At 74.2% G+C, this 25,558-nt stretch carries 24 protein-coding genes; 10 read left to right on the top strand and 14 right to left on the bottom strand.

Features of this window, described 5'->3' with window-relative positions:
• Positions 1-17 precede the first annotated feature (17 nt).
• The 6 genes from K4S16_RS46615 to K4S16_RS46610 all read left to right on the top strand — a co-directional run bounded on the left by K4S16_RS46615 (position 18) and on the right by K4S16_RS46610 (position 2,962).
• The gene (locus K4S16_RS46615) at positions 18-140 is read left to right on the top strand and encodes a hypothetical protein (RefSeq protein ID WP_268843298.1); all 123 of its coding nucleotides are present in this window, start codon (positions 18-20) and stop codon (positions 138-140) included.
• Positions 141-297: 157 nt separating this feature from the next.
• Positions 298-744: a hypothetical protein gene (locus tag K4S16_RS36535; RefSeq protein WP_149263646.1), complete on the top strand. Its 447-nt coding sequence runs from the start codon at positions 298-300 to the stop codon at positions 742-744.
• Positions 744-1,241 (top strand): hypothetical protein, encoded by a 498-nt coding sequence (locus K4S16_RS36530; RefSeq protein ID WP_149263645.1) that lies wholly within the window; start codon positions 744-746, stop codon positions 1,239-1,241. The genes K4S16_RS36535 and K4S16_RS36530 overlap by 1 nt, the downstream gene beginning before the upstream one ends.
• A 415-nt stretch (positions 1,242-1,656) precedes the next feature.
• Entirely contained in the window at positions 1,657-2,538 is an 882-nt protein-coding gene (locus K4S16_RS36525; protein ID WP_149263644.1) for a helix-turn-helix transcriptional regulator, read from the top strand.
• On the top strand, positions 2,535-2,723 hold the full coding sequence (locus tag K4S16_RS36520) for a DUF397 domain-containing protein (protein WP_149263643.1): 189 nt from the start codon (positions 2,535-2,537) through the stop codon (positions 2,721-2,723). Before K4S16_RS36525 ends, K4S16_RS36520 begins: the two co-directional genes overlap by 4 nt.
• Before the next feature lie 104 nt (positions 2,724-2,827).
• Positions 2,828-2,962, top strand: a complete 135-nt coding sequence (locus K4S16_RS46610; RefSeq protein WP_268843297.1) for a hypothetical protein — start codon at positions 2,828-2,830, stop codon at positions 2,960-2,962.
• 42 nt (positions 2,963-3,004) lie between these two features.
• Here the strand turns inward: K4S16_RS46610 and K4S16_RS36515 are convergent, their stop codons facing one another.
• On the bottom strand, positions 3,005-4,018 hold the full coding sequence (locus K4S16_RS36515; protein ID WP_149263642.1) for an alcohol dehydrogenase catalytic domain-containing protein: 1,014 nt from the start codon (positions 4,016-4,018) through the stop codon (positions 3,005-3,007).
• 124 nt (positions 4,019-4,142) lie between these two features.
• On the opposite strand from K4S16_RS36515, the gene K4S16_RS36510 reads away from it, so the two are divergent.
• Positions 4,143-4,850, top strand: coding sequence for a TetR/AcrR family transcriptional regulator (locus K4S16_RS36510; protein WP_149263641.1), 708 nt, complete (start codon positions 4,143-4,145; stop codon positions 4,848-4,850).
• Here K4S16_RS36510 and K4S16_RS36505 read toward each other — a convergent pair.
• From K4S16_RS36505 to K4S16_RS36490, 4 genes are all read right to left on the bottom strand, one after another.
• Positions 4,847-5,482: a DUF1707 domain-containing protein gene (locus K4S16_RS36505; RefSeq protein ID WP_235037305.1), complete on the bottom strand. Its 636-nt coding sequence runs from the start codon at positions 5,480-5,482 to the stop codon at positions 4,847-4,849. The two genes, K4S16_RS36510 and K4S16_RS36505, sit on opposite strands and share 4 nt — an antisense overlap.
• A 56-nt stretch (positions 5,483-5,538) precedes the next feature.
• A complete protein-coding gene (locus K4S16_RS36500; protein WP_149263640.1) occupies positions 5,539-7,821 on the bottom strand; it encodes an FdhF/YdeP family oxidoreductase in 2,283 nt (760 codons plus the stop codon).
• 58 nt (positions 7,822-7,879) lie between these two features.
• On the bottom strand, positions 7,880-8,965 hold the full coding sequence (locus K4S16_RS36495) for a S1C family serine protease (protein WP_149263639.1): 1,086 nt from the start codon (positions 8,963-8,965) through the stop codon (positions 7,880-7,882).
• A gap of 88 nt (positions 8,966-9,053) precedes the next feature.
• Positions 9,054-10,034, bottom strand: coding sequence for a phosphotriesterase (locus tag K4S16_RS36490; RefSeq protein WP_149263638.1), 981 nt, complete (start codon positions 10,032-10,034; stop codon positions 9,054-9,056).
• A gap of 183 nt (positions 10,035-10,217) precedes the next feature.
• On the opposite strand from K4S16_RS36490, the gene K4S16_RS36485 reads away from it, so the two are divergent.
• Complete coding sequence (locus K4S16_RS36485) at positions 10,218-10,853, top strand: TetR/AcrR family transcriptional regulator (protein ID WP_235037304.1); 636 nt, start codon at positions 10,218-10,220, stop codon at positions 10,851-10,853.
• Between the two features lie 28 nt (positions 10,854-10,881).
• Here K4S16_RS36485 and K4S16_RS36480 read toward each other — a convergent pair whose 3' ends face one another.
• The 8 genes from K4S16_RS36480 to grpE all read right to left on the bottom strand — a co-directional run bounded on the left by K4S16_RS36480 (position 10,882) and on the right by grpE (position 23,028).
• Positions 10,882-12,123 carry a multidrug effflux MFS transporter gene (locus tag K4S16_RS36480; RefSeq protein ID WP_149263637.1) on the bottom strand — a complete coding sequence of 414 codons (1,242 nt, stop codon included), beginning with the start codon at positions 12,121-12,123 and terminating at the stop codon, positions 10,882-10,884.
• 22 nt (positions 12,124-12,145) lie between these two features.
• Positions 12,146-12,757 (bottom strand): malonic semialdehyde reductase, encoded by a 612-nt coding sequence (locus K4S16_RS36475; protein WP_149263636.1) that lies wholly within the window; start codon positions 12,755-12,757, stop codon positions 12,146-12,148.
• A 114-nt stretch (positions 12,758-12,871) separates the two neighbouring features.
• The gene (locus tag K4S16_RS36470; RefSeq protein WP_149263635.1) at positions 12,872-14,593 is read right to left on the bottom strand and encodes a hypothetical protein; all 1,722 of its coding nucleotides are present in this window, start codon (positions 14,591-14,593) and stop codon (positions 12,872-12,874) included.
• Positions 14,590-16,812 carry a hypothetical protein gene (locus K4S16_RS44675; protein ID WP_160161154.1) on the bottom strand — a complete coding sequence of 741 codons (2,223 nt, stop codon included), beginning with the start codon at positions 16,810-16,812 and terminating at the stop codon, positions 14,590-14,592. The genes K4S16_RS36470 and K4S16_RS44675 overlap by 4 nt, the downstream gene beginning before the upstream one ends.
• Positions 16,813-16,814: 2 nt before the next feature.
• Positions 16,815-18,062: a GTPase gene (locus tag K4S16_RS36460; protein ID WP_149263634.1), complete on the bottom strand. Its 1,248-nt coding sequence runs from the start codon at positions 18,060-18,062 to the stop codon at positions 16,815-16,817.
• On the bottom strand, positions 18,062-20,689 hold the full coding sequence (locus K4S16_RS36455; RefSeq protein WP_149263633.1) for a hypothetical protein: 2,628 nt from the start codon (positions 20,687-20,689) through the stop codon (positions 18,062-18,064). Before K4S16_RS36455 ends, K4S16_RS36460 begins: the two co-directional genes overlap by 1 nt.
• Before the next feature lie 28 nt (positions 20,690-20,717).
• Entirely contained in the window at positions 20,718-22,301 is a 1,584-nt protein-coding gene (locus tag K4S16_RS36450) for an Hsp70 family protein (RefSeq protein WP_149263632.1), read from the bottom strand.
• A gap of 7 nt (positions 22,302-22,308) precedes the next feature.
• Entirely contained in the window at positions 22,309-23,028 is a 720-nt protein-coding gene (grpE, locus tag K4S16_RS36445; protein ID WP_149263631.1) for a nucleotide exchange factor GrpE, read from the bottom strand.
• A gap of 193 nt (positions 23,029-23,221) precedes the next feature.
• Between grpE and K4S16_RS36440 the strand changes: the two genes are divergently transcribed.
• Complete coding sequence (locus K4S16_RS36440; RefSeq protein WP_149263730.1) at positions 23,222-23,863, top strand: amino acid-binding protein; 642 nt, start codon at positions 23,222-23,224, stop codon at positions 23,861-23,863.
• A 36-nt stretch (positions 23,864-23,899) separates the two neighbouring features.
• On the opposite strand, the gene K4S16_RS36435 is transcribed toward K4S16_RS36440, so the two are convergent.
• Positions 23,900-24,817, bottom strand: a complete 918-nt coding sequence (locus K4S16_RS36435) for a carbohydrate kinase family protein (RefSeq protein WP_149263630.1) — start codon at positions 24,815-24,817, stop codon at positions 23,900-23,902.
• A 71-nt stretch (positions 24,818-24,888) separates the two neighbouring features.
• On the opposite strand from K4S16_RS36435, the gene K4S16_RS36430 reads away from it, so the two are divergent.
• On the top strand, positions 24,889-25,533 hold the full coding sequence (locus tag K4S16_RS36430) for a class II aldolase/adducin family protein (protein ID WP_149263629.1): 645 nt from the start codon (positions 24,889-24,891) through the stop codon (positions 25,531-25,533).
• Positions 25,534-25,558: the final 25 nt, after the last annotated feature.

Below are 25,558 nucleotides of genomic sequence, written 5' to 3'. Positions count from 1 at the left end.
CTGCAGGACCAGATGCAGTGGACGACGAGACGGCGGCCGGGTACATGTCGCTGCTCTTCTGCGCGTTCGAGGTTGAGGTGCGTCGAAAGTTCGCGCCGACCTACTTCGTGGGTCAACTCGCCCTTTTGTCGATGATGTAAGGATAGCGGCCAGCGAGGACGCGTTTCCGATTGACCCGCTCGTCGCCGAGGACATGGTCCGCCGTGCCGGCGATGCGATGGTTGGCGTGGTCAGTGGTGGCGGTCGAGATGACTCGACGAAGCGTCCAGTACCTGAAACGACAGATGGGAAGAGAGCATGCCAGTAACGGATGAGCAGGTTGCGGCCCTCTATGCTCAACTGGCAGGGCGTCCGCCAGAGGAACATCTTCGGCTGTTCAACGAGCTCGATCAGAACGATAACGTCGGTTACGCGGCGCTGCTGGCGGCAGGACTCTTCGAGACTATCCAGCGGCGCTTTGTCAAGGACGGCGAGATAGCCGACCGTTCAGAGATCATCCAATTTGTCGCGCAAGTGCGTGCGAGAGGCAATGAATCTCTGGAGGCCATCAATCCGGGAGTGGCAGAGCAGATCATTTTGCACGCTCTGGGGAAGGGTTCCCTCTCGGGCATTGACGACCAAACGGTTCTCGGCCACCAGATCGTTCTGCTTTCGGCTCTGGTAGGCCGGGCGAACTACAGTGAAGCCGAACTCAACGACTTCATGGCGCAGATTCGTGCAGACGCGGACGAAATTCTGGAGTAATGGACTACTCGACCGTCGAGATTCGGGAGAAAAACATTCTGGCGCTCCGGTCCTTTCTCTTGGAGGGACCGGAGGCTTGGGTGCCTCTGCAAGATGAGTTGCAGGTGGACGACGAGACGGCGGCCGGGTACATGTCGCTGCTCTTCTGCGCGTTCGAGGTTGCCATGCGCCGAAAGTTCGCGCCGACCTACACCGTGGGGCAGATCGTTCGGTTCGTCGCCGACCTGCGGATCGCGGCCGGCGAGGACGCAGACTTGATCGACCCGCTCATCGCCGAGGACATGGTTCGTCGCGCAGTCGACGCACCCGCGCTGAAGGCGACCGTCCCAGACGACCTGACGGCCGCCCTGAACGCCGAGGTCTTCATCCTGCTCTACCTCGTCGCTGAGATGGATCTCGATCGAGCTGGGTTGGAGCAGTTCATCGAGGAGGTCATCGCTTACACCGAACAGTGGCTCGCCGCGCGGCGCGAGGCCTCCACTGCGCCCTCCTCGTAGGTTCCAAGACGGGTTGACTGGACCGCTGGCCGCACGCACCGGGCACGCGCTGACTCGGTCTTGGCGGGGCGACAGTTGGAGCGCGGAAGGCAGAGGACGTCCTGTTCTGGCAGCGTTCTTCGGAGTCGCGACGAGGGTCGGAAGCGGCACGAATCGGCGGCGGGTTTGGCTGCTCGAGGCTACTCACGCTTTCCGGAACATGCGGGTATGGGTGTTTGTGAATGGTGATCTAAACGGCCGAAACGGACTGGCACAGGTTGCAAAGTCCGAGTTCCGCACGTGCGGATTTTTAGCTCTCACGTCGCTGTGGCGCGATTTTGTCGGGGCGTGACTTTACTATTGCCGGGCATCGTTCGATTGCAGTGAGTTAGCGATCAGTGCGGACCGTGTCCGACGCGATTTCGGGAGGACGGCCATGCCGAGCCCCTACGTCCGCCGCCGCCGTTTGGCGGGGGAGATCCGCAAGCTCCGCGAAAACCGCGGCCTCACGACCGATGATCTCGCCCGCCTCGTCTTCCACTCCCGGACGAAGATCACCCGCCTCGAGAACGCCCAGATCCGCCCGGACCTCACCGAGATCATGAACCTGCTCGACGCCCTGGAGATCACCGGCGATGAGTACGACCGGATCTGCAAGCTCGCCAGAGAAGCCAGTCAGAAGGGCTGGTGGGATCGGTATGGCGTCTCCATGGGGCCGCGTCAGAAGCTCTACGCGGACCTTGAGTACAACGCGGACAGCGTGCGCGACTACAACCAGACGCTGATGCCTGCCGTTTTGCAAGCTCCCGAGTTCATCTCAGCGCTCGTTGAGCTGGATGCTTGTCAAGGGAAGCTCGACTACGTCCCGGAGCGCATGGCCGAGGCCCGCATTCGGCGGCAGCGCGAGTTGCTCCGATCGGGCGGTCCCACCTACGAGACCGTGCTCGACGAGTGTGTGATTCATCGACTCGGCGTCCCTCCTCAAGCCATGACCGCCCAACTGCATCACGTGATCAGAGTGGTGTCGGAAGAGGAGCGGATCACCGTTCGTGTGCTGCTGCACGACGCCCGCATCCAGGGAGCGTTTCTCCCCATGTCCTCCTTCTGCCTCTACACGTTCGCTGAACCAGGTGACGCACCCCTGGCAGTCCTCGAAACCGTCACTGCCGATGTCATCCTCACTCAGCGGGGCGAAGTGGCGCGGTATACAAGGATTTACGACCGCCTGCGGGAGGCTGCCCTCTCCCGTGAGGACAGCATCGCCTTCCTCGAAGGGGTAGCCGATCGGCTCGCCCACCAGAGAGGATCGGGGACATGAAGGACTTCCAGCGCTGGCGCAAGTCGCGACACAGTCAACCGAACGGCGGATGCATCGAAGCCGGTCGCGCCGCAGATGGCACGGTCGGTGTCCGGGACACCAAGCACAATGGGGCTGGGCCGATCCTGGAGTTCACGTCGGACGAATGGCGCGCTTTCCTCCGCACGATCCGCGCAGGGGCCTGACACCTACGGACATCATCGGTCTTGAGGTGGGCCCGCCTTGCGGGGCTTCACTCCGACGCCCCCCCAGAACGCCAGGCCCTACGACCACGGCCGGCGAGCCCGGCATGCCGGGCCCGCTCAACCGCTGGTCGAACCGGAGCGTGATCGGGAGGGCCCGGGCGGCCGCCGTGCGTCGCATGGAGCCGGGCCGTCTGAGGGGGCTGTTCCGCGAGCACTTCGACCTGCGGCTCAACCGGTGACGCCGATTGCCGTCTGCGAGCGGGCCCGGGCGTGGACGTGGGTTACTCGAAGGTGATTACCGCGCGGCCGCGGTTGGTGCCCTCGTCCATCGCGGCTAGGACGGCCGGGGCCTCGTCCAGGGTGACCGGGGTGACCTCGGGGACGATGCCGTGCGCCACCGCGAACGCGAGGGTGTCGCGCAGGTCGTGCGGGGAGCCGGACGGCACGCCCATCACCCGCAGCCGGCCGGAGACGAGGGCCATCGGCGGCACGCTCACGTTCTCGGCGCCCATGCCGAGGTAGAGCAGGGTCCCGTCCGGGCGCAGGCCGCCGAACGCGGCGAGCCCCGTCGCGGTGTCGGGCGCGGTGTTCACCACCAGGTCGGCGCCGCCCCACGCCCGCAGGGCCTCGGCGGGGTCCTGCTCGGCGGTCGCGACGAACAGCTCGGCGCCGAGGTCCAGCGCCTCCTTCTCGGCGCGGCGCGACCGCGACACGACGGCGACGCGGGCGCCCATCGCCGTGGCGAACCGCTGGGCCATCGTCCCGACACCGCCGGTGCCGAGCACGGCCACCTTCGACCCGGCGACGGCCCCGGCCCGCCGGAGCCCGTTGAACGCGGTGATGCCGGCGCACATCAGCGGCGCGCCCGCGACCGGGTCGAGGCCGTCAGGCAGCGGGGTGACGAACCCGGCGCGGCCGACGAAGTACTCGGCGTACCCGCCGTCGCGGTTGACGCCCGTGATCTGCTTCGGCGCACCCGTGCAGAGGATCTGGTCGCCGCGAGCGCACTGGTCGCAGTGGCCGCACGACCCGTACACCCAGGCGGCCCCGACCGGGGTGCCGACCGCGGGCCAGTCGACGCCCTCGCCGAGCGCCGCGACGACGCCGCTGACCTCGTGGCCGGGGACGACGGGGAACGTTCCGAACGGGTAGTGCCCCCGCAGGTGGTTGACCTCGGAGAAGCACATCCCGCAGGCGGTGACCTTCACCAGGATCTCGCCGGGGCCGGGTTCGGGCGCCTCGCGCTCGATGATCTCCAGCGGCTTGCCCTGGGCGGTCAGAACGGCGCTGCGCATGGCGGCGCCTCCTCTCCTGTCGCGGCGGGCCGGCGGCCCGCCATAGCGTCGGTATAACGCAAACTATAGTCACGCTATACGAGCCAGCATAACGCTGCTCCGGAAGTTCTGTAACATCGTTGTTGTGACCGCTCAGAAGGACCCCGACACACGCGACCGCATCCTGCGCGCGGCCGCGCGGCTGCTCATGGAGTCGGACGGCGAGCCGGTGTCGACCCGGGCCGTGTGTACCGCCGCCGGGGTCGGGGCCCCCACGCTGTACCACCACTTCGGCGACAAACGCGGGCTGTTCGACGCCGTCGCCGCCCGCGGGTTCGAGGAGTACCTGGCGAGCAAGCGGGCGCAGGGCAGCACCGGCGACCCGGTCGAGGACCTGCGCCGCGGCTGGGACCTGCACATCGAGTACGCCGTCACCCACCCGGCGTTCTACACGCTGATGTACGGGACGCCCCGCACCCCGGCCGCCGCAGGCGAGGCGTACGGCATCCTGCTGGGCCTGGTCGAGGCCGTCGCCCAGGCGGGGCGGCTCCGCGTCCCGGTCGCCACCGCCGCCCGCATGATCCACGCCGCCGGGGTCGGGGTCGCCCTCACGCTGATCGCGAGCCCGGCCGGCGATTCCGCCGACCGGGACGCCTCGGTCCGCACCCGCGAGGCCGTCCTCGCCGCCGTGACCGAGGACGGCGGCGCCGAGGACGCGGCAAGCCCGGCCGACTCGCCGCTCACGTCCCGCGCGGTGGCGCTGAAGGCGGCCCTCCAGACGGCCCCGCAAACGGGACTGACCGCCTCAGAGGCGGCCCTGCTGGGCGAGTGGCTCGACCGCCTCTCCGACTAGTCCGAATCCCCTTGCTGCCCGGCCTTGCGGCGGGCGCGGCGCTTTACGGCGACTCCGCCCCAGAAGGCCAGGCCCTTCACCACGACCGTGGGGGAGCCCGGCGCGCCGGGGCCGCTCGCCCGCTGGTCGAACCCGCCCATGATCCCGAGCCCGTTGACGTGCACGGTGATGTCGTCCGGCACGATGATCTCGAACCCGGCCATGATCGCCAGGGCCCGGATCACCACCTGGCCCTCCTCGAACCGGGCCTCCCGCAGGTCGATCTTCCCGCCGCCCCAGAACGCGAACGCGCTGAACCTGCTCGGGACGTTCCACACGCCCGCGCGGCGGAACCCGCTCATGATCCCGATGCCGCTCCGCCAGGACGGCGCGCCCGGCACCGGCCGCCAGTCCGACCCGGTCGCCGGGGGAGCCGCGCGGTCCGGCGTCGGCAGGTCCCGGGTGATCGGCTCCAGTTCCGCGTAGGTCTTGGCCGCGTACACCGCGTCCAGCCGCTCGTCCAGCTCGGCCAGCGTCAGCCGCCCGTCGCCGGCCGCGTCCCGCAGCACCTGCGCGACCCGCTCGCGGTCGGCGTCACCGGCCCGCATCTCCGGCGTACCGGGCGTTCCGGGATGCTCCGGGAGGTTCGTCATGCCCGCACTCTAGACCAGGACCGGCCGCCGCGCCGGAGGTCCGATTCGCCGCGGGGTCAGGGCCTGGCGGGCTCCAGGCGGATGACGACGGACTTGGACGTGGGGGTGTTGCTGATCTCGGCCGTGCTGTCCAGCGGGACGAGGACGTTCGTCTCCGGGAAGTAGGCCGCCGCGCAGCCCGGCGCGGTCGGGTAGGAGACGGCGCGGAAGGCGGGGGCGCGGCGCTCGGCGCCGTCAGGCCACTCCGAGACGAGGTCGACGGTCGCGCCGTCCGCGACGCCGAGGCGGGACAGGTCGGCGGGGTTGACGAGCACGACGCGGCGGCCCGCCTTGATGCCGCGGTAGCGGTCGTCGAGGCCGTAGATCGTGGTGTTGTACTGGTCGTGGCTGCGGAGGGTCTGGAGCAGCAGCCGCCCCTCCGGGACCCGCAGGACCTCCAGCTCGTTCACCGTGAGGTTGGCCTTGCCGGTCGCGGTCGGGAACCTGCGCTCGTCGCGGGGCGCGTGGGGGAGCGTGAAGCCGCCGGGCTCGCGGAGGCGGGCGTTGAAGTCCTCGAACCCGGGAACGACCCGGGAGACGTGGTCGCGGATCACGTCGTAGTCGCGCTCCATCGCCTCCCAGCCGGTGCCCGAGCCGGGGAGCGCGGCCCTGGCGAGCCGGCAGACGATCGAGACCTCCGACAGCAGGTGCCCGGACGCCGGGGCCAGACGGCCGCGGGAGGCGTGCACCATGCCCATCGAGTCCTCGACGGAGACGAGCTGCGGCCCCGTCTCCTGCACGTCGCGCTCGGTGCGGCCGAGCGTCGGGAGGATCAGCGCCACCTCGCCGGTGACCGCGTGGGACCGGTTGAGCTTGGTGGACACCTGCGCGGTCAGCCGGCAGCCGCGCAGGGCCGCCTCCGTCACGGCGGAGTCGGGGGTGGCGCGGACGAAGTTGCCGCCCATGCCGAGGAACACCTTCGCCCGGCCGTCCCGCATGGCGCGGATCGCCTCCACGGTGTCCAGGCCGTGCTCGCGGGGCGGCTCGAAGCCGAACTCGGCGGCGAGGGCGTCCAGGAAGGCGGGCTTCGGCCGCTCCCAGATGCCCATCGTCCGGTCGCCCTGCACGTTGGAGTGGCCGCGCACCGGGCAGACGCCTGCGCCGGGCCGGCCGATGTTGCCGCGCAGCAGCAGGAAGTTGACGATCTCGCGGATCGTCGGCACGGAGTTGCGGTGCTGGGTGAGGCCCATCGCCCAGCAGACGATGATCCGCTCGGCGCCGAGGACGTCGCGCAGCGTCGCGTCGATCTCCGCGCGGGTGAGGCCGGTCGCCTCCAGCACGTCGTCCCAGTCCAGGCCGAGGACGTGCTGGCGGAACGCCGCGAAGCCGTGCGCGTGGGCGTCGAGGAACTCCCGGTCGAGGGCGCCCGGGGCGTCCGACTCCAGCAGCAGCCGGTTGAGCGCCTGGAACAGCGCGAGGTCGCCGTTCAGCCGGATCTGCAGGAACCGGTCGGCCAGCACCGTGCCCCGTCCGGTCAGCCCGGCGGGGCGCTGCGGGTTCCTGAACCGCATCAGCCCCGCCTCGGGCAGCGGGTTGACGGCGATGACGCGGGCGCCCTCCTTCTTCGCCCGCTCCAGTGCCGACAGCATCCGCGGGTGGTTCGTCCCCGGGTTCTGGCCGACGACGAAGATCAGGTCGGCCCGGTAGAGGTCCTCCAGCAGCACCGACCCCTTGCCGATGCCGATCGTCTCGTTCAGCGCGGACCCGGACGACTCGTGGCACATGTTGCTGCAGTCGGGCAGGTTGTTCGTGCCGAACTCCCGCGCGAACAGCTGGTAGGCGAACGCGGCCTCGTTGCTCGTCCGGCCGGAGGTGTAGAAGACGGCCTCGTCCGGCGACTCCAGGGCGTTCAGCTCGGACACGAGCAGGCCGAACGCCTCGTCCCACGAGAGCGGCTCGTAGTGCTCGGACCCGGCGCGCTTCACCATCGGCTCGGTCAGCCGCCCCTGCTGCCCGAGCCAGTGGTCGGAGCGTCCGGCCAGGTCGGCGACGCCGTGCTCGGCGAAGAACTCCCGGGTGACGCGCCGGACCGTCGCCTCCTCCGCGACGGCCTTCGCGCCGTTCTCGCAGAACTCGGCGGCGTGCCGGTGGTCGCCCTCCGGCCAGGCGCACCCGGGGCAGTCGAACCCCTGCTTCTGGTTGACGCGCAGCAGCGTCAGCGCGGTGCGCCGCACGCCCATCTGCGCGTGCGAGTGGCGCAGCGCGGCCGTCACCCCGGGAACGCCCGCCGCCCAGGTCTTCGGCTCCGAGACCTCGATACCGGCGTCGTCGAAGTCATCGGCGGGGGCTTTGCGCGTCATGGGGTCCTCCTGGTCGGCCGACATCCCCACTTTCGCACGGCGGCGCGCCCCGGGCACGCTACTGGGGCGGGCCTTCCGTCAGGTGGACGGTCCCCGTCATGCGCTCGCCCTGCTGCGTCGTCCACTCGATCCGGACGGCGTCGCCCGGGTGGTGGGCCAGCATCAGGGTCGTGAGGGTGGACGGCGTGTCGACGGCGGCGTCGCCGAAGGCGACGATCACGGCGCCGACCGGGACGCCGGCGGCCGCGGCGGGGGAGCCGGGCACGAGGTCGGCGACCAGCGCGCCCGGGGAGCGGCCGTTGGGGCGGACCTTGACGCCGAGCATCGCGGTCCGGCCGATGTGCACGGTCGAGGACGCCTCGCCGCGCTGGATCTGCCGGGCGATCTCCAGCGCCCGGTCGGACGGGATGGCGTAGCCGCGGTGGTCCTGGCGCTGCTCGGCGCCCCTCGTCGCGATCCCGGCGGACGCCGCGGTGTTGATGCCGATGACCTTGCCCGCGGTGTCGAGCAGCGGCCCGCCGGAGTCGCCCGGCCTGATCGGGGTGCTCGTCTCGATCAGGCCGGTGAGCCGCTCGGAGGTGCCGTTGCTGTCGTCGCGCGCGGTGACCGACTGCTCCAGCGCGGTGACCCGGCCGGTGACGACCGCGGGCGTGCCGCCCTTGCCGCCCGCGTTGCCGACGGCGGTGACCGTGTCGCCGATCTCGACGCCGCGCGCGGAGGCGAACGCGGCGGGCTTCAGCCGCGCCGCGCCGGACAGCCGGATCACCGCGATGTCGCCCGTCCGGTCGTAGCCGACGACCTGCGCGGTGTAGGTGCGGCGGTCGTCGACGTCGGTGCCCCTGATCGCGGTGGCGCCCTGGATGACGTGGTTGTTGGTCAGCACGAAGCCGGACGGGGTGAGCACGATGCCCGTCCCGGCGGCCCGGGTGCCGTTCAGCGTCTGCTCGGTCTCGATGTTGACGACGCCGGGCCGGCGCCCGCTGGGCTTGGCGTGCTTGCTCCTGGTCGCCGTGGGGGCCGGCGGGACGTCCTGCGGGCTCCCGCTCTCCACGACCCGGCAGCCCGGGGCGAGCAGGGCGGGGAGCAGGGCCAGCAGCAACGGGACCGCGGCGCGGGCGCGGCCGCGCCTGGAATCCTCGCTCACCTCGAAGCCTCCTCCCGCAGGTTCCTCCCATGATTCCCGATTCCGGGGGAATAGTCCGTGCGGAAGGAGGCATCTGGCCCGGGCGGGCTCAGCGGGTGAAGTACCGGCGGGGGTTCTCCACGAGCATCTGGTCGATCTGGGCGTCGGAGACGCCGCCGGCGCGCAGCGCGGGCAGGACGTCCTCGCTGATGTGCCGGTAGTTCCAGTTCGGCTGCATCGCCGGGACCGTCGCCGGGTCGGGGCCGAACCAGTCGATGAAGCAGGACGCGTCGTGGCTGAGGACCATCCGGTCGGCGTAGCCCCGCTCGCACAGGGCCGCGATGGTGGCGACCCGGTCCGCGGTCGGGTTGATGATGTCGAGGCCGAAGCGGTCCATGCCGAGGATCGCGCCGGTGTCGGCCAGCTCCATCAGGTAGTCGAGGTCGTTGCTGTCGCCCGCGTGCCCCACGACGACCTTGGCGAGGTCCACGCCCTCCTCGCCGAGGATGCCGAGGACCGGCCGCCCCGCGTGGATCGAGCTCTCGGTGTGCACGGTGACCGGCGCGCCCGTCTCGCGGTGCGTCGCGGCGACGGCCCGCAGCACCCGCTCGACGCCGGGGGTGAGGCCGGGGGCGTCCACGGCGCACTTGAGGAACGCGGCCTTGACCCCCGTCCCGGCGATGCCCTCGGTCAGGTCGCGGGTGAAGTCGGCGATCATGGGGTCCGGGCCCTCGTCCACCAGCGTGCCGGGGCCCCGGTGGTGGAACTGGAACGGCAGGTCGTTGTAGGTGTAGATGCCCGTCGCCACGATGATGTTGAGCTCCGGCACCGCCTCGTTGATCCGCTGGATCCGCGGGATGTAGCGGCCGAGCCCCCACACCGTCGGGTCGGCGATGGTGGTGACGCCGAGCCCGGCCAGCTCGCGCAGCTTGCCGACCGCGTCCGCGACCTTCTCCTCCTCGTCCCACCAGTCGCCCGCGCCGTAGTTCTGGACGTGCTCGGCGCCGAGCACGAAGACGTGCTCGTGCATCAGCGTGCGCCCGAGACCGGTGGCGTCGACGGGGCCGCGGACGGTTTCAACTGCGGGCATCGGTTCTCCCCCTTGCGGTGCGTGAAGAGGCTGCGGTGCGTGTGAGGCCGTGCGTATGAGGTGCGGTGCGGGACGCGGCTGCGGGTGCATACTGGCCCTGCGCATACCGACCGGTCGGTTTCTGGCAAGCTATGGCGCGGGACACAACGGAGTCAATGCCCGCGCGCGAAGGAGGTGCCCCAGGTGACCGAGCCCGGATCGGCCTCCGGCCCGGTGCCGGAGTCCACCGCGCCCGTCCGGCAGAGCGCGGTCGAGCGGCGGATCCTGGACGCGGCGCTGCGGCTGTTCGCCGAGCGCGGCTTCGACGGGACGTCCGTGCAGAACATCGTGGAGGCCGCCCAGGTCACCAAGGGCGCGCTCTACCACTACTTCGACTCCAAGGACGATCTGCTCTACGAGATCTACCACTCGCTGATCGCCCGCCAGCTCGCCGACCTCGGCGCGGTCCTGGCGCGGGGCCTGCCGCCGCGCGAGGCCGTCCGCGCGGTGCTGACCGGGCTGATCCGCAGCACCGCGGAGCACATCGACGAGGCGAAGGTGTTCGCCCGCGAGATGCACCGGCTCGACCACGCCCGGATGCGCTCGGTGCGCGCCGACCGCCGCCGCTACCACGTGACGTTCCGGGGCCTCATCGAGCAGGGCCAGCGGGACGGCGTGTTCGGCACCGGCACGCCCGCCGAGACGATCACGATCGTGGCGCTCGGCATGGTCAACCAGATGCCGTCCTGGTACCGCTCGAACGGCCCCAAGCCCGCCTCCCGGCTCGCCGACGAGGTCGCCGGGTTCATCCTCGGCGCCCTGGACCGGCCCGCGGGCTGACGGCGCCGGTCGGCGCGTCAGGCTCGGTTCAGAGCTGCGCCGCGGCCCGCGGCGCGCGGGAGGCGACGGCGGCGGCCGGGGCAAGGACCGCGAGCGCGGCGATGGTCACGGCCATCGGGACGGCGGTGCCCGGCCCGGCGACCCCCGCCAGCGGAGCGGCGGCGCCGCCCAGCGCGAACTGGGTCACCCCGAGCAGCGCCGACGCGGTCCCGGCGACCCGCGGCGGGCGGCCCGCCAGCGCCAGCGCGGTGGCGTTCGGCAGGATCAGCCCCTGCCCGGCCGCGACCAGGAACAGCCCCGGCAGCACCCCGGCCAGGCCCCACCCGGCGAGGACCGCCGCCATCAGGACCGCTCCGCCGGCGGCGACGACGGCGAGCCCGGCGGCCAGCAGCCGCACCAGCGCGACCCGTCCGGCGAGGAGCGCGCCCGCCTGCCCCGCGGCCACGATCCCGAGGGAGTTGGCGCCGAAGGCGATGCTGAACCCCTGGGGCGACATGCCGTAGATGTCCTGGAGCACGAACGGCGATCCCGAGATGTAGGTGAACAACGCCCCGAACGACAGGCCGATCGTCAGCGCGTACCCCGCGAACGCCCGGTCCCGGGCGAGCGCCTTGCCGGCGGCGGCGGCCGCGCGCAGCCCGCCCGTCTCGCGCCGGCCGGCCGGCAGCGTCTCCGCCAGCCCGAGCAGCGAGCCGAGGAACAGCGCGACGCCGATCGCGGCGAGGACCGCGAACACCCCCGGCCACGGCACGATCCGCAGCAGCTGCCCGCCGAGGACGGGCGCGAGGATCGGCGCCAGCCCGTTCACCAGCATCAGCACCGAGAAGAACCGGGCCGCGGCGACCCCGTCGTACAGGTCCCGGACGACCGCCCGCGCGATCACGATCCCGGCCGCCCCGGCGGCGCCCTGCACCAGCCGCAGCGCGATGAGGGTCTCCACGGTCGGCGCCGCCGCGCACAGCAGTGACGCGGCGGCGTAGAGGACGAGCCCGGCCAGCAGCGGGCGGCGGCGGCCGAGCGCGTCGCTGAGCGGCCCGGCGACCGCCTGCCCGAGGGCGAGGCCGACGACGCACGCGGTGAGCGTGAGCTGCGTCTGGACCGCGCCCGTCGACAGGTCCGCCGACATGCGGGGCAGCGCCGGCAGGTACATGTCGATCGACAGCGGCGCCAGCGCGGTCAGCGCGCCCAGCACGAGGACCAGCACCGGCCTCCGGCCGCCCGCGCGGGGCGGGGAGAGATCGGAGCCGGAGGAGGCGGCGGCCTCGGTCATGGGGGTCTCCAGCGGGGCGGGGTCAGACCGTGGTGATGACCTGGGCGGCGTCGAGGCGCGGGTTGCGGGGGCGGAAGGCGTCGGGGGCGGGGTGTCCCGCGTTGATCACGAGGAGGGGGTGCACGCCGCCCTGCGGGAAGAACTCCCTCTCGACGGCGTCCGCGTCGAAGCCGGCCATCGGGCCCGCGGCCAGCCCGGCGGCGCGGATCCCGAGGATGAGGTAGCCGATCTGGAGGGCCGCGTTGAACCGGGCCGTCGCGGGCCGGCCGGGGTTGTCGCGCTGGGCCTCGCGGGCGCCCGCGCGGTGCGGGAACGTGACCGGCAGGTGTTCGTGGAAGTCCTCGTCGGCGGCGGCGATGAGCGTCAGCGGGGCCGTCGCGGTCTTGGCGCGGTTGCCCTCGCTCATCAGCGGGACGAGCCGCTCGCGCGCCTGCCGGCTGCGCACGTCGACGATCCGCAGCGGCTGGATGTTCATGGCGGTCGGGGCCCACTTGACCAGGTCGTAGATGGCGCGGACCTGCTCCTCCGCGACCGGTTCGCCGGTGAAGGAGTTGGCGGTGCGCGCCTCGCGGAACAGCAGTTCCTGGGCGGCGGGGTCCAGGACGAGCGGTGTCTCGGTCAGGGTCGTCGTCATGGCGGGGCCTCTCGGACGGGGATTCTCTCCGATGGGACAAGCCGAAGACGGTCCGTTATCTTCCGTGTCAGGAAGTGCGATCCGTCACACCGCTCGGGAGCGCCGGTCCGGAGGTCAGAACGGGAGGCGCTCGGCGGCGGCGAGGGCGGCGCCCGCGATGGTGGCGACGGTCAGGACCGACAGCCCGGCCAGCACGGCCCAGCGGCCGACCTGGTACCCGGCGGGGACGCGGCCGGAGCCGCGGCCGCGCACCGGCCACGGGGCGCGCAGCGGCGCGGTCCCCGGGAGCTCCGCCGGGACGTCGGTGAGCGCGCGGTCGCCGTTGGCGCCCCCGGCGGCGGGCAGCCCGGTCACCCAGCCGAGCAGGTCCGCGACGTCGGCCGGCTCGGTGCCGAGCCCGGAGGCGAAGTACCGCACCTGGGCGGCGACCTGGTCGAGGGTGCGGACGGTGTTGCCGAGCCCGACGCGGTCGAGCCAGGCGCGCAGGTCGGCGTCGGGGTCCAGGCCGCGGCCGATCTCCGTGCGCGCCAGCAGGTCGGTCTTGGTGACGACGACGGCGACCCGCTTCTGCCGGCCCTGGTCGGGACGGGAGCGCAGCTCGTTCAGAACCCGCTGCAGGGTGTCGGCCGGGTCCTCTTCCGACGACGCGGCCGCCTCGTCGACGAACTCCCGCTCGTCCCCGGTCAGGGACCGGCGGAGCCGGGGGAGCGCGAACGGGTCCACGACGAACAGCAGCGCCTCGCTGTGGTCCAGGTAGCGCAGCGACTCGACCTCCGTCGCGCCCGTGTAGTGCTCGCCCGCGGGGTCGAACAGGTAGAGGATGCGCCTCGCGCGGCCTGGCAGCTCCACGTCCACCATGGTGGCCAGTGGCAGCTCGGGGCCGGTCTTGGCGAGGCGCCCGCCGCGCTGGAACTCGCGGATCGCGCCCGCGTACGCCTGCGCGTGCCGCTGCTCGACGAACGACAGCCGCCCGTGGACGGCGCGGGCCCGCGCGTGCAGGGCCCGGATGCCGAGGACCATGAATGTGGTCTTGCCGGCAGCCGGTCCGCCCACGAACGGCAGGGGCTCCACGCGGACGCGGCCGATGCGCTCGGGCAGCCGCCCGCCGCAGTGCGGGCAGTACGCGGCCAGGCGGAAGCGCCCGAGCGGGACGGTCGTCGGAAGCCGCGCCCCGCAGCGGCACACGTGCCGGAACGCGCCGCCCGCCCCCGGCGAGAGCCGCCGGTGCCGCGCGCCGCAGTTCGGGCACGCGTACTCCGGCAGCCCGATCCGCTCGTAGCAGAAGGGGTGCGGGCAGGTCTGCAGGATGCGCGCGTACCCCATGAAGACGCGCTCGACCGCCGCCAGGACCAGCACGCACACCAGCCACGCCGCGAGCCCGACCGCCGCGACCAGCCCGTACAGGACGGTCAGCGCGAGGACGAACACCGACGCGGGGACCGCGGCGGCGACGATGCCCGCGCACAGCGCCAGCCAGACCGGGAAGGCGAAGAACCCCCACGGGCCGCCGAGCAGCGTCCGCGTCAGGGCCAGCACGACGCTCCGGGCCGTCCGGTACACCTGCGGGACGACCGTACGGCTGATCGTCCACCAGTCGCGCCACACCTGGCCGAGCAGGTAGTGCCGGTAGGCGGTCTCCGGCGGGGCGACCGGCGAGGGCCCCTCCAGCGTGGACGGCGCGAGCGTGCGGCACGCGTGCACGTAGTACACGCCGAGCGCGGCGGCCCCGGCGACGACCAGCGTCGCGGCGAACAGCACGGGGAACACGTACATGAACCCGAGCCACATGGCGCCGAGCCACACGGCGATCATCAGCAGCACGATGACGGGGTTCACCGCGCGTCCTCCGCGAGGAGGTCCCGCAGCTCGGCCCGCAGCTCCGGGCGGCGCGCCAGATGGGAGTCGAGCTGCTTGGCCGCGAGCCACCGCCGGGCCGCGGCCCGGGCCCACGCCTCCAGCGACGGTTCGGCCCCGCCGCGCTTGCGCAGCCGCAGCACCGTCTCGACCAGCTCGTTGCGCCGCTCGACCTCCCGGCCCCGCAGCGGGGCCCGGCCGGCGCGGACGCGGTCGGGCAGCTCGCCCGTCCACCGCGCGGCGAGCCGCGCCCGGACGGGCGCGGGCACCGCCGCCAGCAGCTCGGCCCGGAACGCGGGCGGGCGCAGCGACAGGCGCCGCGCCGCGTCGGCGAACGCCTCCCGGGCGAGGCGTTCGGTGGCGCCGCCGGCGTCGGCGAGGCTCTCCAGCGCCCGCGCGGCGCGCGCCGCGCCCGCCGTGATGGCCATCCCGTACGCCTGGACGAGTGCGGCGTCGCGCGCGGCGCGCCCGTCCGGCAGGAGCGCGCGGACCCGTTCGGCGAGCCGCAGCGTCGCGGGGTCCGTGAGGCCGTCGCCGCCGGTGCCCGCGAGCCGCGCGAAGGTTTGGGACGGCAGCTCGGCCAGTGCTGCGGGCGGCGGCTCCGGCCCGCAGGCGTCCAGCAGGTCGAGGCATTCGGCCGCGGACGGGGGCGCCGCCCAGACCTCCCGGACCGCCGCGTCGACGGCGCCCGCTTCGCCGCCGTCCAGCCGCAGCAGCTCGGCCGTCACCGCGATCCGGCGGCCGGGACGCCGCCGCCCGACCGACGCCAGCACGGGGACCGCGACGCCGGGCGCCGCGCGCAGCCGCCCGGCGTGCTCGTAGAGCAGGTCGCAGTTCTCGGGCGTGAGGACGGAGGAGCGGTCCCCGGCATCGGCGAGCCCGGTGACGATCCCGTCCAGCAGCGCGTCCCGCAGCCCCGCCGGGCAGCTCGTGAGCGCGTCCTTCAGCCCGGCCGGGCCTTGCCGGACGCAGCGTGCCGCCGACGCCGCCACCTCGCCGGGGCCGACCCGGACCCCGGCCCGTTCCGCCACCCCGGCCGCCTCCACGACGTCCGCCAGCCGGGACGCCCCGGCGAGCCTCTCGGAGACCAGTTCGCCGACGCGGAGCTCGCACCGGGCGGCGAGGTCGGCGGCCCCCGATTCCTGTGCCCGCGCGTGCACGGCGAGCGTGAGGCCCAGGCCCATGGACGGGACGCCCGGGACGAGATCGCGCCACACCCAGCCGGGTACGGCGGTTCCGCGCCGCGCCAGCAGCTCGGCCGCCGCGCCCTCCTCGTCCGCCGTGACGGTCGCGTCGCCCCGGCACAGCGCCAGCAGCGCGGCGGCCCCCTCCCGCGCGGGGTCGTCCGGCGGGGCCAGCTCGGCGAGGGCGTCCAGGCCGCCGAAGTCGCGGTCGCGCCAGCATCCGGCGACGGTCCTGGCGAAGCGGCTGGCCCGGAAGTCCGGAGCGCCGCGGCGCAGCTCGAACGCGGACGCGTGCGAGGCGTGGTTCTGGGCGGTGGCCCAGACGGCGGGCGTCGTGCCGACCAGGCGCTGCGCGGCGCCGTCCGGGTCGGCGGTGTAAGTGGTGAACGACAGCCGGGCCGCCGCCGCGACCGGCAGCGAGTACGACACCACCGCGATCCAGCGGGCGATCGCCTCCACGTCGTCGGCGACGAGGACGACGCGCCCGTGGCCCCGTCCAAGCACGCCCGCGACGGCGTCCACCAGATGGGCGAGCAGCGCGTACGGGTCGCCCGGCCCGGCGGCGGCGAGCCACCCCGCGAGGGCCTCCGGATCGAGCGCGGACCCCGGAGTCAGCTCCTCCAGCGGGTCGAGGACGCCCCCCGGCGCGGGCAGCGGCGCCCAGTGCGCGGCGTGCCACAGCTCGGCGGGGCGCAGCCCCTCCAGCTCCTCGGGCTCGGCGACCACCGCGTGCGCGAAGAAGTTGCCGTAGCGGCCCGAGTAGTCGCGGCCGAGGTAGCGGCAGCGCAGCAGCAGCGGGCGGCCGTCGACCTCGTCGTACAGCAGCGAGACGGGGAACAGGTCCAGTTCGGCGTCGCCCGGGGACGGCGGCGCGTCCGGCGGCGGGCGGTACGACAGGTACGGCGCCACCGCGGCCCGCGTCCCGTCGGGCAGGCCGGGGGTCTCGGCGACGAACTGGAACCCGGCCCGGCCGGTGGGCCCCCGCCGGGCCGACGTGTAGTGCAGCTGCCAGGCCACCGCTACGCCCCTCCCGGACGGACGCCGTCGAGCATCCCGAACCGGTACAGCAGCCACAGCAGCGGGTCCTCCGCCCGGTACGGCCGGACGCCGCCCGGCCCGACCCGCCCCTCCTCCGGGACGCCGCCGAGCGCCGACAGGCCGAACAGCGCGTGGTCGGCGTACTGCTGCCCGAGGTAGGTGTCGAGCTGCCCCGCCTGCCAGTCGTGCAGCAGCGCGCGGACCTGCTCGTGCACCGCGTCCCTGTCGTCCAGGTCGAGGACGCCCTGGCCGGACCGCGACCGGTGCAGCGCCGACTGGCGCAGCAGCCCCGGCCGCAGCACGTCGATCTTGGTGAGCGCGACCGCGACCGGGACGGGCAGCGGCTCGCCCGGACGGGTGCCGTGCCGCGGCCGCAGCGCCTCGGTGACGCGCGCGATGACGTCCAGCGGCTCCCCGCCGTCGCCGGGCGCGCCGCCGCCGGGCGCGCGCGGGCCGGGCACGGCGTCCCGCACGCCCGCCCGCGCGCCCGGCAGCTCCAGCGGGTCGACCAGGAAGATGATCGCGTCGGCCGCCTCCAGGTACCGCAGGTGCAGGTCGGTGGCCTCGCGGCTGCGCAGGTCCTCGCCGGCGGTGTCGAACAGCACCAGCGCCAGCGAGTCGTTGCGGGACCGGGAGAAGCGGCCCCTGCGGGTGCGGGTGAGCAGGTACACCAGCGGCTCGCGCGGGCCGGTCGCGGCGCTCGGCGTCGTCGGCAGCAGCCGCCGCTCCTCCAGCAGCGGCCGGGCGAAGTCCCGCTTGTACCGCTCGATCGTCCGGTCGTCGCACGCGACGAGCGACGCGTCCAGCTCGGTCCCGACCCGGTTCATCAGCTCGTGCAGCAGGACGGCGATGTAGGTGCTCTTCCCGGCGTTCTTCGCCCCGACGAGCGCGACGATCCGGCCGAGGGAGTCGCAGTACGCCGACGGCAGCGGGTTGTGGCACTCGGGGCAGGCGCGGTTCCCGGTCGGCACGCCGCACGCGGGGCAGTCGGCCCGGCCCTTGCGCCCGGACGCGGCGAACACCGGCGGCAGCGACGCCCCCGCCGTCGACCCGGTGTAGGCGGCGAGCTTCTCGTCCAGGACGGGGGCGCAGCCCTGCCGCCGCCCGGCCTGCCCCCGGCACCGGAACAGGATCCGCTGCGGCGCGACCGAGGCGAAGCAGTAGGGGCAGGTGACGCCCTGCCGGGACGGAACGCCGGGGATCGCCACCCGGGCCAGGGGTCTCGTCATCAGGGGACCTGCAGTCGGCGGACGGGGGGATCGCTCAGCTCGACGGCGTCGTCGTCGGCGAAGCAGCGCAGCCAGTACGGCCCCGGCGCGCGGGGCGCGCCGAGCGACAGCTCGCCCGGCACGGGCACCTGGTCCCACGCGGCGAGGGTCTCGCCGTCGGCCGCGCGCTGCGGCATGACCCGCCCGGCGCGCAGCACCAGCGACAGCCGCGCGACCCGCAGCGGGCGGGACGAGGTGAGCCGGATCGTCAGGGCCCGCCGCCACGGCGGGCCCGACCGCAGCACGTCGTACCGGACGACCGCGGTCGCCGCGACCTCGGCGGTCACCGGCGGGCCGGTCACCCGCGCGCCGCCCACCGTCCCGGCGGCGGCGACGGACAGCTCGACGGGCTCGTCCTCGGGGACGGGCAGGCGGATCCCGCCCTGCGTGTCGTAGGCGGCCCGGGTGACGCTCTGCGCGGCTCGGACCGGGACGGCCGCCGGGTCTGCGGTGTGCGCGGGGTCGCGCCCGATCCGGTAGGCGATGTCGACCTCCGCGACGTCCGGCGGCCAGTCGAACCCGACGTGCACGTACGCGCCCCGCCGCTCGGCGACCAGCCGGCGCGGCGGCGGCAGGTTCACGTGCCGGTGGTACGCGCCGATCGCGGCCGTGCCCTCCGCGACCGTCACCGCGAGCAGCCACCCCCCGGCCCCCGGCCGCACGGCGAGCCCGCCCGGCGCCGGCGCGCACGCCAGCCGCCGCGTCTCCCGCCGCACCTCCTCCAGCGGGACCAGCGCGCTGCGCGGCCACGGCGGCGGCCCCTCGCTCAGCACCAGCTCCACCGTCCCGTGCGCGGGCGGCTCGAACCGGGCCCGGACCAGCCCGGGGTCGGCCGCGTCGGTCTCGGCGGCCAGCTCGTACACCGGTTCGGGCGGCGCGCTCGGCGTGGCCGACGCGGCCACCCCGTCCGTCACGACCTCCCGCCCGGACGCGTCGAGGTAGACGGCGGAGACCCGGTAGTGGTGCGTGCGGCCGTTCGGCACGCGCTCGCGGAACCCGTCGCGGCCCGCCGCGACGGGCTGCCCGTCCCGCAGCACGACGACCCGCGCCGCCTCCGCCGGGCACCGCCACCGCCCGGTGACCTGCCCGTCCCCGGCGGTCAGCTCGACCTCGTCCGGCTCGGGCCGCACGACCACCGGCCCGGCGACCGCGGGCGCCGCGGCGGCCTCGCCCCGCACCGCGAACACCCCGTAGTACAGCGGCACGTTGACCGGGGGGCGGGTGTCCAGCGCCCCGCCGACGGCCGTGCCGTCGCGCACGTCGCGCGGAGCCCTGCCCGCCTGCCGCACGACGTGGTGGGCCACCTCGCCCCCGGTGGACGGCGAGTCCTCCCAGGACACCCGCACCGACGCGCCGTCCACGTCGAGGCGCGCCGCCTGCGCCGGGCGGGGCGGCAGGCGCCGCAGGCGGGCGGCCGCGCCCGGGAGGTCGCGTACGAGGCGCAGCGCGTCGGTGAGCATGCCGTAGGCGCGGTCGGGGTCGGGTTCGGCGGACGCGGCCTCGCGCAGGCGCAGCGCGGTGGCGAGGCGGTGCCGGGCCTCGGCGGCGAGCACCTCCTCCTCGGGCGCCTCGGTCCCCGAGGAACCCGGGGACGGGGGCGGGACCTGCGCGGCGTCGGCCAGCTCGGCCGCCGCGTGCACCTCACCCGCGTCCAGCAGCGCCCGGAGCCGCCCGGCGAGGCCGCCGCCCGGGTCGGTCTCGCGCACGACGGCGAACACCAGGCGGCGGCCGTCGCCGTGCTCGACGCCCAGCTCCTCGACGGCGTACCGGAGCAGGGCGCGCTCGGACGCCCGCTGCCGCAGCCGCTCGCGGAGCCGGTCGGCCACGTCGAACAGCAGCAGTCCGGGCAGGTCGGCGCCCGAGCGCAGCGCGGCCAGCACCGTGTCGGCGTGCGTGGTGCTGGTGTCGCGGCTGCGGCGCGCCCACTCGGCGCCCGCGGCGGCGACCGCGTCCGCGTCCGGGCGCAGGCCGCCGCCCTGGACCGCGAAGCCGTCCAGGACGCGGAAGGGGCCGGTGAGGCGGGCGCCGAACAGGAAGTCGGCGAGATGCCGCTTGCCGAGCACGTCCAGCGACTCGCGCACCTTCCGGTACGCGGGGTAGGGCGCGGCGGACGGCAGCCGGTCGGGCTCGCGGATCTCGATGCCCTCGGCGGCGGCGAGCTCCACCAGCTCGGCGCCCCGCACCCCGGCGGTGCGGGCGATGGCCTCGACCTCGGCGGGCGCGGCCATTCGCAGCGTCCCGGCGGCGTCGGCGAGGCGGGCGCGGGCCCCGCCGAGGCGCCGCTCGGCGCGTTCCCGGCCGCCGCGCAGCCGCGCCTCCAGCGGGCGCAGGTCGCCGCGCTCGGCGGCCGAGAACAGCGGCATCAGCTCGCGGTGCTCGGCCTCCAGCCGGTCGATGAGCTTGCGGTACTTCAGCTGCCCGCGCGCCCGCCGCCAGAACTGGCGGACCTGCTTGACCCGCGCCGCGACGGCCGCCGCGTCCAATCCGCCATCGAGCGCGTAGCGGGCGCGCAGGTCCTCGGGCGGCTGGTCGCCCGCGGCCCGCGCGGGCTCCAGCACGTCCCGCCGGTAGTCGTCGTCGAACGCCACGGGCGCCTCCAGGGGCTCCGCCGCCCGCTCAGCTGACCTGGACCCGGGAGAGGGCCTTGCGGGACCGCTCGACCTCCTCCTCCGACATGCCGCCGACGTCGACCTTCAGCTCCAGCCGCTCGCCGGTCTCCTTCTCCACGGCCGTGACGTTGAGCAGGCCGGAGGAGTCGAGCGCGAACGTCACCCCGATCGGCCAGCCCGCCTTCTTGCCCGGCGGGACGCGGATCTCCCCGGTCGCGATCTCGGTGTTGTCGATCAGGTCGGCGGACTCCACGACGCCGGCCTGCTCCATCACCCGGATGTCGGCCGAGGCCTGGTCGTCGTAGACGGTGAAGAAGTCCTCGGTCTTGGCGGCGGGCAGCTCGTCGTTGGCGTGCACGAGGTGCGCGACGCTCTCGGCGCCGGTCTCCCGGTCGACCACCACGATCCCGAACGCGTGCGAGGCGACCGTCCTGATCCGCCGCCCGGCGATCTGCCGCTGCTGCTCGGCCGACAGGCCCGCCCGGGTCGCCATCTCCTCGGCGCGCTCGGCGGCGCCCTCCCGGACGAGCCGCCGGTAGGTCTCCTCGAACGCGTACAGGGCGGCGCCCTTGGCGACCGCGAGGTCGGGGTCCTGGAGGCGGGGGGTGATGCCGAGCTCGGTCGCCAGCCGCGCCGCGACGACCGGCATCTTCGTGGAGCCGCCGACGAGGACGAGGTCGTCGTAGTCCTCCACGCCCTTCTCGGCCGCGGTCGCCAGCGTCCGGCCGGTGATCTCCACGGTGCGGTCGAGGAGGTCCTTGGTCAGCTCCTCCAGCTTCTCGCGCGTCACCTCGACCGCCGCGACCCGCCCGCCGTGCATCACCCGGACGGTGTGGGACGTGCGGGTGGTGAGGGCCTTCTTGGCGTCCTCGGCGTCGCGGCGGAGCTGCTGCTCGGTCTGCCGGTCGTCCAGCGGGTCGCCCGCCTCGGGGTGCTCGGCGCGGAACCGCTCGGCCAGGTGCTCCACGAGCCGCGCGTCCCAGTCGGCGCCGCCGAGCTCGTGGTCGCCGTCGGTGCACACCACCTCGATGTGGCCGCCGCGCAGCGCGATGACCGTGGTGTCGAACGTGCCGCCGCCGAGGTCGTAGACCAGGATCGTCCGGTCGGCCTCGGGGTTGAGGACGCCGTAGGTGATCGCGGCGGCGATCGGCTCGGACACGATGTCGATGACGTTCAGCCCCGCGATGCGGCCCGCCTTGCGGGTCGCGTCCCGCTCGGCGGCGCCGAAGTAGGCCGGGACGGTGATGACCACGTCGCGGGCGTCCTCGCCCGTGGTGGTGCGCGCGTCGGTGGCCAGCTTCAGCAGGATGAACGCCGACACCTCCTCGGGGGTGAAGTCGATCCCGTGGATCGGGCGCGTGACGTCGCGGCCCATGTCCCGCTTGATCAGGCTGACGACGTTGTCGGGCTCCAGGACCGCGGTGTCCTTCGCGGTCTGGCCGACGACGACGTTCTCGCCGCTCTCGAAGAACACGACGGACGGGGTGGTGTCGGTGCCCTCCAGGTTCCGCAGGACCGCGGGCCGGCCCACATCGTCGATGGAGGCAATGCAGGAGTACGTGGTTCCCAGGTCGATCCCGTAGACGGCCATGTCCCTCTCACCCGCTGTTCGTCGTCTGTCCGTTGTGCGTCGCCTCGCCGGCGGACGCCGGCTCGGCGGGCCTGGCGGCGGACGCCGGCTCGGCGAGCCTGCCGACGCTGACCGCCGCCTTGCGCAGCACCTTCCCGCTCTGCTCGAACCCGTCGGACTGGACGGCCGTGACGGTGCCGTCCGCCACGGGGTCGTCGACCGGCGTGACCGCGACCGGCCGGTGCCGGGACGCGTCGTAGGGGGCGCCCGGCTCGACGGTGAACCGCTCGACGCCGAGTCGCGCCAGCGCGTCGGCGACCTCGTCGGCCACCGCCGCCAGCAGCGCCGCGGTCCGCCGCGGGTCGGGCGCCTCGGCGAGGTCGGGCGCGCGGAGCCGGTCGGACTCGCGGCGCGCCTGGTCGTGCAGCCGGTACAGCGCCGCGCGGACCGGCTCCAGCATCGCCTGCAGCTCCCCGCGCCGCAGCCGCTGGTTCTCCTCGTGCAGCCGGTCGATGACGGCCTCGCGGTGCGCGGCGCGCTCGTGCTCGCGGTCGAGCCGTGCGGCGAGCCCGGCGAGCGCGTCCCGCACCTCGGCGTGCAGCGCCGCGCCGACGCCGCCGACGCCGCCGGCGTCACCGGCTCCGGCCGGGGCCGCCTCGTCCCCGGCATCTCCGGCATCCCCGGTGGGCGCCGGCTCCGGCTCGGCTCCGGAGTCCTCGCTGACTGGGGGTTCCCCGTCCCTCGACACGTAGAGTCACCTTAATGATGGGCGGCAGGAGACGTCAGGCCATTCGATGACCTCCACCGGACTCTAGTTTGACCTGTACCACCCTTCCAGCACCGACTTTCCGTGCCGTTTTCTTGGGACGACACGTATGGGTAACACGGGGGAAACGGGGGTCGCCCAAAGTGGAGACCTCGCACGGAGACTGGAGGTGGCGATGTTGCTGCGGATACGGGTGCGCCTGCCGGACCGTCCCGGATCGCTGGGGCAGGTCGCGCGCACTCTGGGCGCGGCGGGCGCGGACGTCGTCCAGATGGCGGTGCTGGAACGCGCCAACGGGCGGGCGATGGACGACTTCACCGTCGCGTGGCCGGCGGGGGCGGGCTCGGAGCGGCTGGCCGAGGGGCTCGGCTCGGTGCCGGGCGTGGAGGTCGTCGGGATCTGGCCGACCGCCGAGCCGCAGGGCGCCTTCCCGGACGCGGCCGTGATCGGGCAGGTCGCGGCCGTCCCGGAGCGCGGCCTGGAGGTCCTCGCCGACGCCGTCCCGGCGATCCTGAGCGCCGACTGGGCGGGCCTCGCCGAGCTGAAGGGGGAGGGCGAGGCGGTCCTCGTGCACGCCAGCTCCGGCGGCACTCCGGGCACCGGCCTGCCGGAGCTGCGGCCGCTGCGCCCGCGCGCGTTCACCGCGCCGGACGGCGTGCGCTTCGCGGTCTGCCCGCTCGCCACGGGCACGATCGCGCTGGTGGTCGCCCGGACGGGCGCGCCGCCGTTCCACCGGACGGAGGTGTTCAGGCTGGAGCAGCTCGCCGGGGCGGCGAACGCCGTCCTGTACCGGGACCGCCGCACGGCACAGCTCTGAGCCCGCGTCGCTCCCGCTCCGTGCGCTTCGTCGGCGTCACCCCAGGAGGGCGAGGACCGCGTCCAGGTCGGTGAGGCAGGCGTCGGAGCCGAGCCCCTGCGCGACGGTGGCCGCCGCGGCGGTGCCCCAGCGCGCGGCCTCCAGGACGTCCTTGCCGTGGGCGAGGCCGGTGATGAACCCGGCGCAGTACGCGTCGCCGCAGCCGGTCGTGTCGACGACCTCGACGGGCAGGGCCGGCAGCCGGTGCGCGCCCTCGGCGGTGGCGACGAGGCTGCCGCCCCCGCCGAGCGTCACGACGACGGTGCTCGGCCCGCGCGCCAGCAGCGCGGCGGCGGCCCGCTCCGGGTCGTCCTCGCCGGTCATCAGGGCGGCCTGCTCCCCGTTGGGCAGGAAGTGGTCGACGTGGGGGAGGAACGCGGCGGCGCCGGTCAGCAGGTCGGGCATGTTGGACAGCAGGTCCATCGTGACGACGGTGCCGGCCTCGCGGGCGGTGTCGAGCATCGCGAAGAACCCGGGGTCGTTGAGCCCGAACGTGACGTCGGGGCCGCCGAGGTGCACCGCGCTCGCCGCGCCGAGCAGGCCCGGCCCCACCGCGCCCGCGGTGAGGGTGAGGTTCGCGCCGGGGACGTGGAAGCTCGGCCGCCCGCCGTCCGGCCGGATCGGCAGGATGGACGCGCTGGTCTGGTCGGCCTTCCGCCGGACGAGGCCGCGCACGTCCACGCCCTCGCGCGCCATGATCCGCACCAGCAGGTCGCCGAGGTCGTCGTCGCCGATCGCGCCGACCGAGACGACCCGGTTGCCGAGCCGGGCGAGGGCGACGGCGGTGCCGGCGGCGGCGCCCGCCGCGGTCACCCGGATCTGCTCGACGACGACGGTGTCCTGCCCGTCCGGGATGCCCTCCACCGGGCGGGCGAGCACGTCCAGGATGTGCGCGCCGAGAGTGACAACGGTCATGGCCGGCCCCTTAGTGATCGTCCGGGCCGTAGCGTACGCGGTGCAGGCCATGAAATGTGAGAGGTATTCGCATGTTGCTGAGGGACGAGCGGGACGCGCTGTGCGAGGTCGGCCGCAGGCTGGCCGCGACCGGGCTGGTGACGGGCGCGTCGGGCAACGTCAGCGTCCGGTCGGGCGATCTGGTCGCGGTCACGCCGGGCGGGATGATGCTCGACCGGATGGAGCCCGCCGACTGCCCCGTCGTGAACACCGCCGGGCAGTGGGTCGACGGCGACAGGGCGCCGTCGTCCGAGACGCCCATGCACCTCGCGCTGTACGAGGAGACCCCGGCCGCCGCCATCGTGCACACGCACTCCACCTACGGCGCCGTGGTGGCGACGACCATGTCCGAACTGCCGCCGATCCACTACAACACGCTGCTGCTCGGCGGCGTGGTGAAGGTCGCCGAGTACGCCACCTACGGGACGCCCGAGCTCGCCGAGAACGTCCGCGAGGCCATGGCGGGCGGCAAGCGCGCCGCGCTGATGGCCAACCACGGTGGCGTCACGATCGGCCGCGACCTGGAGGAGGCGTACGAGAACGCCCGCCTTTTGGAATGGCTCTGCGGCGTCTACGTCCGCGCCAGGATGATCGGCGAGCCGCGCGTCCTCACGGACGAGGAGCTGGCGAAGGTGGTCGAGCGGGGCCTCGCGCCGCCCGAGTTCCCCCGCGTGTAACCTAACGCTTGTTAGGTCACTCTGG

Source organism: Actinomadura sp. K4S16 (assembly GCF_008327685.1).
GTDB lineage: Bacteria > Actinomycetota > Actinomycetes > Streptosporangiales > Streptosporangiaceae > Spirillospora.
This window is presented reverse-complemented; position numbering and strand designations above follow the sequence as displayed.